Below are 12,515 nucleotides of genomic sequence, written 5' to 3' on the forward strand. Positions count from 1 at the left end.
CTCATGGAATCGATCGCGATGCCGTTGAGCTTCGTGGTGCTGGTCTGGGTGTTCGGCGGTCTGGTCGCGGCTGCGGTGCCGATGGCAGTCGGCGGCTTCGCGATCCTAGGGTCCATGGCTGTGCTGCACACGGTCTCGCTCTTCACCAATGTGTCGATCTTCGCGCTGAACCTGATCGTCGCGCTGGGGCTGGCGCTGGCGATTGACTACACCCTGCTGATCCTCAGCCGCTACCGAGACGAGCTGGCAGCGGGCGCCACTGGGGATCAGGCGTTGATCCGCACCATGGTGACGGCGGGCCGCACCGTGTTGTTCTCGGCGATGACGGTCGCGTCGTCGATGGTCACGATGTTGCTGTTCCCGCAGTACTTTCTCAAGTCGTTCGCGTACGCGGGAGTGGCCGTGGTCACGTTCGCGGCATGCGCGGCAATCGTGGTGACGCCCGCTGCGATCGCGCTGCTCGGCGACCGTCTCGACTCGCTCGACGTGCGCAGGCTCCTGCGCCGGGTGCTGGGTCGCCCGGACCCGCAGCCCAAGCCGGTCGAGCGGACGTTTTGGTATCGCTGGACGACGTTTGTCATGCGGCACGCGGTGCTGATCGGCGCTGCGATCATCGCCGTGCTGCTCCTGCTCGGAGCGCCGTTCCTCAGCGTCAAGTGGGGCTTTCCCGATGACCGGATGCTGTCGTCCTCGTCCTCCGCCCGCCACGTCGGCGACGAGCTGCGCGACGACTTCGCCGTCGATCCGTTGACCAACATCAGCGTGGTGCTGCCGCACGCGGACGGGGTAAGCGTCGCCGACCTCAGCCGCTATTCCGCCGAGCTCTCGAAGGTGACTGGCGTGACGTCGGCGTGCTCACCTGGCGGCACCTTCGTCGACGGTAGCCTTGCCGGGCCGCCGTCGGCACCGACCGGCATCAAGGACGGCAGCGCGTTCTTGACGGTCAGCAGCTCCGCGCCGCTGTTCTCGGAGGCGTCGGCGAGCCAGCTCGACCGGCTGCACGCCGTCCCCACCCCGGCCGACAGGACCGTGCAGTTCGGGGGTCTCGCACAGAGCAGTCACGACAGCGTGCACGCCATCACCAGTCGTCTGGCCCTCGTGCTCGGGATCATCGCCGGCATCACCCTGGTGCTGATGTTCTTGCTGACGGGCAGCGTGGTACTGCCGGTCAAGGCCGTGTTGCTCAACGTATTGTCGCTGACGGCCGCATTCGGTGCGATGGTGTGGGTCTTTCAGGAGGGGCATCTCGGTGCGCTCGGGTCATCGGTGACAGGCACGCTGGAGGTGAACCTGCCGATGTTGTTGTTCTGCATCGCCTTTGGGCTGTCGATGGACTACGAAGTCTTCCTGATCTCCCGGATCCGTGAATACTGGCTCGCATCAGATCGGACACCGGCCGCCAACAACGAGAGCGTCGCCTTGGGCGTCGCCCGCACCGGCCGGGTGATCACCGCAGCCGCATTGTTGATGTCGATATCGTTCGGCGCGTTGATGGCCGCGCAGGTGTCGAACATGCGGATGCTCGGCCTCGGGCTCACATTGGCGGTGCTGGTCGACGCCACCCTTGTGCGAACGCTGCTGGTGCCCGCCTTCATGCGGGTACTCGGCCGGGTGAACTGGTGGGCGCCCAGACCGTTGGTCCGGCTGCATAGTCGGTTCGGCCTCAGCGAGACCGCCCGGCATGACATACCCGTTGGGAGTGAGGAGTTCGGCTTCGGCTAGAACTGCGCCGACGATACAGCGGGGCAGCCTCGTTTACGGGACTCGATCAAGGCCCGCGGACCCGGTATCGGTCTTTTTTGACGTCGACCCGGTCGTACCTGCGCCGCGTGTTCCTTGAAAGAGCAGCTCTCGAGCGCTTTCCCGGCGCGGCTTGCCTGATGATGTCTTCGGCAGAGTTCCGGCGGGGAACACCCGTACCTCGCGCGGGGCGTGCCCAACGTGCCGGTTCACCCTGGCTGTGATGTCGCGGCTGATACGCAGGCGCACGTCCTCCTCGTCCGCGTTTTTCACTTCGGCGAGCACCGCGAAGCCCTCCCGCTCGGCGTCGACCCGGAGCGCGATCACGCAGCCCTTGCGCACGCCGTCGACGGTCGCGGCCGCACGCTCGATATCGTCTGGATAGAGGTTATTCCCGGCCACTATGATGAGATCCTTTGTTCGGCCGCACACGTAGATCCGCCCCTCCTCGTCGAGGTAACCCAAGTCGCCGGTGTCAAACCAGCCGTCATGGCGGGCGAGTGGAACGACGCCGTCCACCGTGAGATAGCGGCCAGCGACCATAGGACCGCGAAGTTCGATGGCGCCAATCTCTCTGGGCCCCTGCACCGTTTCGTCGCGGGTGATGCGGACGTCCATGCCCGTGAGTGGGAATCCTAGGCAGACGATGTGCTGCGCGTCCTCCGAGTCACCCGAAACCGGCTCGGCGCGGTTGGCCTCTGAGACGGCCTGCCTGGACACCGTGTCGACGATCGGCGGGTCGGCGTGCGCGCCGAAGGACACCGCCAGTGTGGCTTCGGCGAGCCCGTAACTCGGCATCAGTGCGCTCGCCGGCAGCCCAAAACGGGCACCCGCCGCCGTGAAATTTTTTACGTCACGATGATCGATGGCCTCGGCTCCGGTGCACGCTACCTGCAGCGACGAGAGGTCAATGGCGTCCGGGTCGGTCCGCTCCAGAACGCGGGCCAGTAGGGAGTAGGCGAAATTGGGGCCCGCTGTCATGGTCCCCCGGTGCCTGCTGATCAACTCGGCCCACACAATGGGCCGCCGCAGGAACTGATCGGCCGTGACCACGACGGCTTCCAGCCCCAATTGCATGGGGAAACAGACAAACCCGATCATGCCCATGTCGTGCGACAACGGCAGCCAACTCACGAGGACATCCCGATCGATGCGGATGTCCACCCCCGTGCTCATCGCGACGGTGGTTGCGGCGAGATTCCCGTGGCTGATCTCCACCGCCTTCGGTATGCCGGTCGACCCCGAGGTGAGCTGCCGCAGCGCGATATCCGCCTCAGCGGCGTCCTCCGGCTCGATCGGTCCGGCGCCGCGCAGCGACGCCACCGTGCATACGGCCAAATCCTGGGCCGCCAGGTGATCCAGCGCCATCAGGAAGGGCTCGCCTACGACGACCACGTCGGCACGAATCATCCGGATTGCCCGTACGGTGTCGGCGAGCCAGACCGCCAGGTCGGCACGTGGTGTCGGTTGCTGCAGCATCGTCAGCGCGGCGCGGCGCATCCAAATCGCCTGCGCCAATGGTGCGACGTCCGCCGCGTCGGCGGCCAGCACAGCGACCGAGCCGTGCCGGCCAATGCCCTTGGCGGCCAGGCATCCTGCCATCTGCTTCGCCTGGTCGTGGACTTCGCGCCAGCTCAACCGTATGGGATCGGCTAACGTGCCAACGGTCAAGCCGTGCGGTGACGATGCCGCCGAGGCGAACACTTCGCGGGTGAATATGCTCATCCGATCAGATCCTTTCCAGTGTCACGTCTGGGTCGGGCTCACAAAAGAGAAAGTGGTGGTGGAAGCACACCAATTCGACGGATGTCATCGGGTCAGGCCTGCCGGATCGAGCCGATGCATGACGAAGTCAACGAGATCGCCAACACTGTGAAGGTTCGGCAGCACTTCGGCGATGGCGATATGCCCCAGCTCTGGATAGTCCGCCCGCAGCCGGTCGAAAAGGCGGAGTTGCAGCAGCGAGTCGTAGCCCAGATCGTCACTGAGCCGGCTGGATCGGGCAAGCTCGCCGAGCGAATAGCCGCCGATATCGGCGATCACCGCCAGGATCGCGCCCTCTGATGCGGTCAGCACCTGTGCAGGCTGCTGCCGCTCGGCGACAGGGCTGACCGCGGCGGGCTTGGCCGTCGGAGACACGACGGTGACCTCGCCGTCGAACCAGAACCGACTGGAGGTGTCGAAGACATAAGGCGGAATCCGTTGCAGCGGACCGGCCGGCCGGCCGTACAACGGCGACAGGTCGGGCGAGTACCCGTCGCGCAGCAGCGTTGCCGCTACGCCCAGCAGCTCCGTTCCATTGGAATCCGGTCCGGCGCACAATGCCAGCGACCGGGTCTGCGGCGGCAATCTGCACTGCCGGGCTAGCCCGAGCAGCGTGGATCGCGGACCGGCCTCGGCAACGTAGTCGGCACTTGCTGCACTCATGGCGGCCCGGACCGCGTCGAAAAACCGCACCGGCGAACAGATCTGGCTGGCCCAGTAGTCGGTGTCCATTTCGTGACCCTCGATTTCCCTGCCGAGCACCGTGGAGAAGAGCCGGAACTCCGCTGGACCCGGCGTCAGCCCCGACAGCTCGCGCCGGAACTCCGCCACCATGGGCTCCATCAGCGGCGAGTGAAAGGCATGGGACACCGTCAGGTTCACCGCTCGGCCGCCCTGCGCCCGAACCGCGGCATGGACCCGTGCCACCGCGTCGGCGGCACCGGAGATTGCCACTGAGCGTGGCCCGTTGACGGCCGCGATCGCGCACCCGGGCTCGTCGGCGACCAATGCCTCGGCCTCCTCGACGCCGAAATCGATCGCGGTCATCGCCCCATCGGGGGGTAATGCGCCCATCAGCCGTCCCCTGACGGCGATGAGCTTGGCCGCATCATCGACCGATAGCACGCCCGCCAGGCAGGCGACCGCGACCTCGCCGACGCTGTGGCCGATGCCGAATAAGGGACGGATCCCACTCTGTAGCAACGCCTTTCCCAGCGCGTAGGAAACCGCGAATAACGCCGGCTGCGCGAGGCTGGTGTGATGGAGTCCGGGATCGTCGCCGAGGATCGCCACGAGCAGACCCGAAGGCAGGTGCGGGTCGAGGGCGGCCGCCGCGGCATCCAGATGTTCCCGGTACACGGGATTGGCGTCGTAGAGCGGCCGCGTCATGCCCGGGTACTGAGTTCCCTGCGCTGAGCAAAAGAGCCCAACCCCGGCGGCGACCTTGCGCGGCGGCGCGGACGACGCAAGTTCGGCGCGGGTACCGGCGAGAAAATCCCTCAGCCCACAGGCCAGCGTGCTGCGGTCGCCCTCCACCACCAGGCGATGCCGATGTGATCGCTTCACCACGTTGGTGGAGCGGCACCAGGAGGCTACCGATTGATCGTCGAGTTTGTGCAGCGCGGTGGCGATCGAATCGGCGTTGCGCCGGAGCGCCTGCTCCGAGGGCGCCGATAATGTGAGCACACCGATCGGGCCCGGGTCGGGTACCGCCCGGGCCGGCGCCGACTCCAACACCGCGTGCGCATTGCTGCCGCCCAGCCCGAATGAGCTCACCCCGCAAAGCGCATTGTGCGGCAAAGGCTCTGGGCTCTCCACGAGCCGCAGCCCCTGCGCGTCCAGCCGCAATCCCGGATTGGCGCTGTCGCCGAACAGCGTCGGTGGCAGCTCCCGATGATGCAGCGCCAGGCACGCCTTGATGAACGACGCAATCCCCGCGCTGCCCTCGGTGTGCCCGATGTTTCCCTTGACCGAGCCCAGCAGACATGGCTCGCCACGCGTTTTGTGGATGTCGCCCAGAGCGTTGGCCTCGATCATGTCGCCGAGAAAAGTGCCCGTGCCATGGGCTTCGACGAAGTCGATCTGTCCGGCCTCGACCTCTGCGAGACTGAGCGCGCGGCGCATCAGCTCGACCTGCGACCGGCGGTTCGGGGCGGTGATCCCGTTGCTGCGGCCATCGTGGTTGGCAACCGAACTTTTCAGCACCGCGTAAATCGGCTGGCCGTCGGCGATGGCGTCGTCCAGTCGGCGCAGCACCACCGCGGCCACGCCCTCACCCCGGCCGATGCCGTCGGCGTGCTGTCCGAACGGTTTGCAGCGACCATCCGGCGCCGAGAGCCCAGCCTGCGTGTAAAAAATCGAAAGCGCAGGTGTAAGAAGCAGATTCGCACCGGCGGCGATGACGGTGTCGGTGTCCCCGGAACGCAGCGCAGCGCAGCCTTGGTGCACGGCCATCAACGATGACGAGCAGGCGGAATCGATGGCCATGCTCGGTCCGGTGAGGTTCAGGTGGTATGAGATGCGGTTGGCCGTCATGAAGTAGCCGCTGCCGGCACCACGAAATGCGGTGACCGCGGGGAAGTCGAACATCTGAAGGCTGCTCCACTCGCTGGACATCATTCCGACGAAGACGCCGGTTGGCGTGCCGGCCAGCGATCGGGGATCGATTCCGGCATCTTCCAGTGCGCGCCACGACGCCTGCAGCAGCAGTCGCTGCTGCGGGTCGAGCGCCGCCGCCTCGATCGGAGCGATTGCGAAAAAGTCATAGTCGAATGCGTCAACGTCGTCGATGAAATGGGCGCGTCGGGTGTTCATCGATCCTGCGACACCGCCGGGGTGGTAGATGGCGTCGATATCCCAACGCTGCAACGGCACTTCGGTGTCGGTGACGATGCCATCCATCAGCAGTCGCCAGAACGCGTCCTTGTCGGGCGCTCCCGGGAAGCGGCAGTCGATGCCGACCACGGCGATCGGCGTCACGTCGCCGCTTGCTCAGCGACCAGATAGGCCGCGATGGCACCGATGGTCGGGTAGTCCCACACCATGGTGGTTTCGACGGCGAATCCCTTCTCGCACTCCAGGTCCACGCACAGCCTCATGGCTAAGACGGAGTCGATCCCACAATCGGCCAATGGGGTGTCGATGTCGATCGTGTCCGACGGAACGTTGAGGTACCCGGCCACCTTCATGGTCAGCCAGTCGGCAAGTTCCTGAAACTCCGAGGCGTCAGCCGTCATCGGGGTCTCACTCTGGCTCATCAGCTTCCGCCCTACCGGCTACTGCGGCGAGGCCGCGATCGCCGCCTGGTTGGCGCCTGCCTCGCCGAACGAGATCCGGCGACGCACGAATGCACGCACGCCCCTCTCGAACCGCGCGCCGCCGGCGAATGCTGCGCCCGCGATCAGCGGCAGACCGGCGACGATGCCGGTTCCCAAGCCGAGCACGAACGTTGCCAAGGTCGCGGCCTGCGCCAGCGCGCCGAATCGCCGCGCCGACCTGACCATCGCGCCCCACCAGCGAAAAACCTTCCCGGCCAGGAGATCCGCCGCCGCCAGGGCGGGCATGATGGGGGCCGCATCCTGCGAACACTGTCCCGACTCGGCGATGCGTCGCCCCACACCGCCGACGCGGTCGAGTTCCGCGGCGCCGACCCCGGCCCGCTCGAACCACAGGAAGGACTCGCGCCTACCGGTCAGCAGCCAGCGCAGGGTCGTCACGAACGTCGCCCACTGCGGCCGGGTGTCGGTCGCGGCAACCACCTCGACGGACTGAGCACCCGCGGACCGCAGCAGCCCGGAGACCTCGATCGCCGCCGAGTACCACATGTTGCGGCACGCGATCAGGGAGACGACCCTGCGATTCCGGAAGGCGCCGGGATGCGCCTTCAGCAGTGACCGGACGGGAAGTGAGGGCGCCAGATACCACACCTGGTAGGCGAGGATCGCCAATTCCTCAGGCTCCGTTTCGAAGCCGTCCGCCGGCTCGACGAGCTCCACCAGCGCTTCCGGATCAACCGCAGCGGGAAACAGCCCAAAGAATCGCCGAATCGGCCACGGAAATGGAAACGCCACGCGGGGTTGGACGTCCACCCAGCGGATGTACCACCCGCCGGCGACCAGCGGAGCGGTCAACGCATCGGCGACTTCGCGCAGCTGTCCGGTCTGCGAATAGAGGTACACGACCGCCCGACGGGGAGGCTGCTCGGCAGGGAGGACCTCGGACGCCTGGGTCATGGCCGGGCTTTCGACACCGAAGCCGCCGACACCGCAGTGAGATGCATGAATGAGACGACGAACCGGCCGGATTCGGGCACCATGCACAACAGCGTGTCACCGTCCCTGATTAGGCCGTCCGTCATCATCTCGTCGAGGATGACGAAGATGGCTGCGCTGCCGATGTTTCCGACTTTCGTGAGGTTGCTGTACCACATTTCGGGATGGCCGAACGCGATGTCGCGCCGGGAGAGCTCGCCAAACATGACGGACTTCATGCGTTCGCTCGAGTAGTGCGCGGGAAACCACGTCACCGTCTCAGGGTCGAATTTGCCCATGGCGCGCAGGCGTTGGTACTCGTCGATTCCGACACTTATCAGATGTGGCAACAGGGAGAGTTCCTGCCGCATAGCGAGCGCACCGTCGGCCGCGGCCGCCGCGGGGGTCGGGTAGTCAAACCAGGTCTTCGAGACTGCGTTGTCGTTGCTGCCGAAGTACATGCACGCCTTTTCGGTGTTCGCGTAGGACGTCAGCGAGATCCAGTCGATGCGCAGGCTGATCCCCGATGCTGCGGGAGTGTTCTCGACCACCGCGGCGCCCGCGCCATCGGAGAGCATGTAGCGCAGGAACGCGGTTTCCATCGGCAACGACCCGTCCTCCGAGATCGGCTCCATCTCGTCGTAGCGGGTGCTCTTCAACAAGCGTGATGCGAACTCGCTGGCGACGCAGATCGCGTTGCGCTTCTCGCCGATCGCCACCTGCAGGTACGCGTTCTTCAGCGCCATCATCCCGGAACTGCAGATGCCGTGTGCGGTCGCGATCTCGAGCGGACCGTAGCCCAACTCGCCGTGCACCATGCTGGCATGCCCGGGACAAATCAGGTCCGGCACAGTCGTCGCCGCGGTCAACAGTTCGACCTCGTTGGGTCCGAGTCCGGCGCGCTCGGCGGCGTTGCGCACCGCATTGGCCGCCATGGCCGCATTCGAGAAGACGGTTTGCTGTTTTTTGTCGAGCGCGTAGTGGCGCGTCTTGATTCCGCAGTTCGCGAGAACCACGTCCTTCAGATCGGAGGACGCGCGTCCCGCCTTTCCGATGTAGTCCTCGATTTCGTCATTGGGAACGGGGTAGCCGGGGAGAAAAGCGCCCGTGGCCGTGATGTACGCACCCATGCTGTCGCTCCAATGATCGGGTTGTCGACGAGGCCACGCGGGCCGTCAGGCCATTTCGGCTGCCTTCAAGACGAAAAGATCCTTGAGGTCGTCGACGGCATGACAGTTTCCATGTTTCCTTCGCCCGACCCTCCGTTAGGCTGTCTCGGTACCACCGCAACCGGGCGCATGGGCTGCGAATCCGCCCCGATAATAGCGGGCGGCGGTTGCCACGGCACGATTAGCGAGTTGCACGATCCCTATCTTCTGTATAAACGGAGTACGAGTAGCAAATCCCCATTGGTTCAATTACGCGCCGAACCGACCATTGCGTTTGGCGGGGGTGGCTCCGGTGGTCGTGACCGCTCCTGGAAGCAAACCGACCCCACGCAAACCGGGGCTCATCAAAGTGCGCACGAGACCGGGGACGCTTCAGCTTCAGATATAGACTCCGGCAATCGCGAGTTGGACGAGGCTTTGAGTAGCGATGACGATGGATCCCGGGACACACTGGTGCCCGGCGTGATGGACACGGAACTCAGCGCAAGCGGGTAGTGACATGAACACATCTCGGGTCCTGATCGTCGGTGCCGGTCCGGCCGGAGCGACAGCCGCGCTGCTGCTCGCCGAACACGGGATCGACACCCTCGTCGTCGAACAACGCCTGGCCCCTTCGACCCACCCGGCCGCGCATGTGCTCTCCACCCGCACACTGGAGGTCTTCCGCGAACTGGGCCTCGAACACGATGTGCGCCGCCTCAGCTCACGGATGTACGAACTGCGTGACATTATTTACGCCACGACGCTGACCGGACCCGAACTGGGCCGGATCAACATTTACGACCCCGAATCGGCTGAAGCCCAGTCGCTTCAGACGCTGAGCCCGACTCGGGCCGCAAGCCTGTCGCAACACGTACTTGGCCAGCTGCTGTGGGATCAGCTCGAAGCGTGCACGCGAGTCGAGTTCCGGCGGGGCAGCGTGTACCAAAATCACCGCGAAACCGCCGATGGCGTTGAAGTTCGAGCCACCCGCCCAGACGGTGACGGCGAGTGGGTCGCGACGGGTCGGTATCTGATCGCTGCCGATGGTGCGGGTAGCCATGTCCGGCGCAGATGCGGACTCCAGATGCGCGGCCCCGTACTTCAACACGTGATCAGCGTTCACTTCAGCGGCGACCTGCGTTCTTATCTGTGGTCACGCCGAGCCCCGGTGATTTGGACCTTCACTCCACGCGGGCTGGGAACCATTATCGTGCACAGCTCACCTGGTGACTTCGTCTTTCAGTTCCCCTACTTCCCGCCGGTTCAGCGTCTCGAGGACTTCACCGCCGACGATTGTCGGCGCAGAATCCGAGAAGCGGTGGGACACAGGGATTTGGTCGTCGAGATCCACTCGGTGCAGAGCTGGGCGATGACGGCGCAGGTCGCCAATCGATACCGCAGGGGACGTACATTCCTGATCGGCGACGCCGCGCACCGCTTCCCGCCGACCGGCGGTCTCGGACTCAACACCGGCGTGCACGATGCCCACAACCTGGCCTGGAAACTCGCGTGGGAAATGTCTGGGCGTGCTCCGGCGTATCTGCTCGACACCTACGAGGCAGAACGTCGACCGATCGGCATCGCCAACACCGAGCATTCAGTGAAAAACTTCGACGGCCTGATGGACGTTTTCGCCGCGCTTGGATTGCCTCGATCAGGTATGCGCGCGCTGCAGGCTCTGGCCGGGTCCCGACTGATGGTTGCCCTGCCGCGTCCAGCGTCACGCCGGATACTAGCCGCTCTCATGGTGGTGGCAATGCAGCTGATTGGCTGGGTGACTTCCCGGGGTCGTATCGGAGCTCGTGTCCGTTACATGGTGCAGGAGGTGATCGCCCGCCAGGGCGGCCATTACCGAACGTGGGGCCTCGATCTCGGCGTGCACTACGGCCACGGTTTCCTCGTCGACGGCGACATGTCCGAAGACGACGCGGACATCGAGCTTTATGCGCCGATCGTGCGTGTGGGGGGGCGGTTACCACACGCGTGGGTCCAGTCCAACGGAGCGAGAGTATCCACTCTCGACCTGCCGGCGCGCGACACGCTGACGGTTCTGGCCACGTCGCAACACGAGTCGAGTTGGCGTGACGCGCAGACAGCAGTCGGACACCCACTGACGGTGATCGGAGTCGACCTCGCGGCGTGCACAGAGCCGCTGTGTGAGCTGGCGGCAGGGCAGGCGCTACTGCTGCGCCCGGATTCTCATATCGCAGCGGTGCTTGACCCATCGATTAGTGGGAACGCCGAAGCGCTCGGTGAGGCGATCGATCAACTAGGTCTGAGGGCCACCGCGAAGGGGAGCTATGAACCCACGCCTTGACGAGATTGTTCTGCTGACCCACGAGTGGGATTTGATGCGAGCCTGGTGGGGCAACCTCCTCGGCGCGGATCCACACACAATCGGTTATCGAACCGCGGTCGTCGAGACAGCGGCGCTACGGGTTGTTATCGAGCATTCCGATATCGCGATGAACGCCAATCCCGAAGTCGCTGGGGTCATTTCACTCACAGTGTCGGCCCCCTCCGTGATCGCTGCCCTCGACACCCACAGGCGACTCGTCGCGATCGGCTCCCGTCACCACCGCGCGACAAACGACGCCAGCGGAGTGCGCCTGTGGTACCGCGACCCCAATGGCACCGACGTGGCAATCCGCGTTCCGATCGATGCGGATGCGAAGAACCGGCCTGGCCAGGAGATCGATCCCGATCACATTGTCGCCCGACTGCAAGCGGCCGCAGAATCAGCGAAAGAGTTACACGCCAACGGCGAATAGGACTACGTGCGGCGGGCTGCTTCTTGAGCGAGTTGCACGCGGGAGGTCAGGCCGAGCTTGGTGTAGACGTGGGTTAGGTGGGTCTGCACGGTGCGGGGTGAGACGAAAAGCCTTGCGGCGATGTCATTGTTGGCGAGCCCTTCGCTGACCAATTGGACGACCTCGCGCTCGGTGGGCGTGAGTGAACCCCAGCCGCTGGTGGGTCGTTTGCGTTGGCCGCGGCCGCGCTGCGCGTAGGCGATCGCTTCCTTGGTGGACAGCGCAGCGCCCTCGGCCCAGGCGGCGTCAAAGTCGTTCCCGCCCATGGCGTCTCGCAGAGCAGCCGCCGAAGCTTCGTAGTCGGCGTCCCAGGTCTTAGGGCGGACCTCGCCCGTGCGTTGCCGAATGGCGTGGGCCGCACCCAAGAGGCGGGCGGCTTCGCGATGACTGGCGCCGTCCCCGGTCAGAACGGCGAGGCATTCGAGCACGTCCGGAACGCCGAGGTGCGCCGCACGTTCGGCCGCGCACGCTAGCGCGTCATGGGCGTCACGCTCAGCGTCCTCCAGCTCACCTCGCGCGATCGCCACCCGCACGCGTGTGCTCAGGGCCCATATCAGCCAGAAGCCGGTCGTTGTCGATACAGCCTCGTCGGCGCAACGGCGGGCGTCAGCGAGATCTAGGTCTGCCAACGCGCCCTGGGCATTCCAGATGCGCTGCAATGCCGCCGTGCCACCGCTCACGACAATCGGGCACAGGAGCGCGGCCTCGCGTGCCTCGTGCGCCGCCGCGAAGTCTCCGGCGGCCAAGGCCGCGAATCCAGACGTCACCTGTCCGAACGCCGCGTACCTTCCGCCTAGCCC

9 protein-coding genes are annotated in these 12,515 nt (G+C 65.5%); 3 read left to right on the forward strand and 6 right to left on the reverse strand.

Going from position 1 to position 12,515, the window contains the following annotated elements:
• Nucleotides 1-1,722 (forward strand): MMPL family transporter (locus WAN02_RS04980; protein ID WP_422263070.1); only part of this gene is annotated, 1,722 nt, incomplete at its 5' end.
• A 33-nt stretch (nt 1,723-1,755) separates the two neighbouring features.
• On the opposite strand, the gene WAN02_RS04985 is transcribed toward WAN02_RS04980, so the two are convergent.
• The 5 genes from WAN02_RS04985 to WAN02_RS05005 form a co-directional block, all read right to left on the reverse strand.
• Entirely contained in the window at nt 1,756-3,465 is a 1,710-nt protein-coding gene (locus WAN02_RS04985; protein ID WP_422263071.1) for a fatty acyl-AMP ligase, read from the reverse strand.
• An 84-nt stretch (nt 3,466-3,549) separates the two neighbouring features.
• Complete coding sequence (locus tag WAN02_RS04990; RefSeq protein WP_422263072.1) at nt 3,550-6,483, reverse strand: type I polyketide synthase; 2,934 nt, start codon at nt 6,481-6,483, stop codon at nt 3,550-3,552.
• Entirely contained in the window at nt 6,480-6,761 is a 282-nt protein-coding gene (locus WAN02_RS04995) for an acyl carrier protein (protein ID WP_422263073.1), read from the reverse strand. Before WAN02_RS04995 ends, WAN02_RS04990 begins: the two co-directional genes overlap by 4 nt.
• Nucleotides 6,762-6,779: 18 nt before the next feature.
• Nucleotides 6,780-7,736, reverse strand: coding sequence for a hypothetical protein (locus tag WAN02_RS05000; protein WP_422263074.1), 957 nt, complete (start codon nt 7,734-7,736; stop codon nt 6,780-6,782).
• Complete coding sequence (locus WAN02_RS05005) at nt 7,733-8,884, reverse strand: 3-oxoacyl-ACP synthase (RefSeq protein WP_422263075.1); 1,152 nt, start codon at nt 8,882-8,884, stop codon at nt 7,733-7,735. The genes WAN02_RS05000 and WAN02_RS05005 overlap by 4 nt, the downstream gene beginning before the upstream one ends.
• Before the next feature lie 538 nt (nt 8,885-9,422).
• On the opposite strand from WAN02_RS05005, the gene WAN02_RS05010 reads away from it, so the two are divergent.
• Nucleotides 9,423-11,222, forward strand: coding sequence for an FAD-dependent monooxygenase (locus WAN02_RS05010; protein WP_422263076.1), 1,800 nt, complete (start codon nt 9,423-9,425; stop codon nt 11,220-11,222).
• Nucleotides 11,206-11,676 carry a hypothetical protein gene (locus tag WAN02_RS05015; protein WP_422263077.1) on the forward strand — a complete coding sequence of 157 codons (471 nt, stop codon included), beginning with the start codon at nt 11,206-11,208 and terminating at the stop codon, nt 11,674-11,676. The genes WAN02_RS05010 and WAN02_RS05015 overlap by 17 nt, the downstream gene beginning before the upstream one ends.
• A 2-nt stretch (nt 11,677-11,678) precedes the next feature.
• Here the strand turns inward: WAN02_RS05015 and WAN02_RS05020 are convergent.
• On the reverse strand, nt 11,679-12,515 hold an 837-nt coding region (locus tag WAN02_RS05020; RefSeq protein WP_422263078.1), incomplete at its 5' end, for a helix-turn-helix transcriptional regulator.

Source organism: Mycobacterium sp., from assembly GCF_049281135.1.
Lineage (GTDB): Bacteria > Actinomycetota > Actinomycetes > Mycobacteriales > Mycobacteriaceae > Mycobacterium.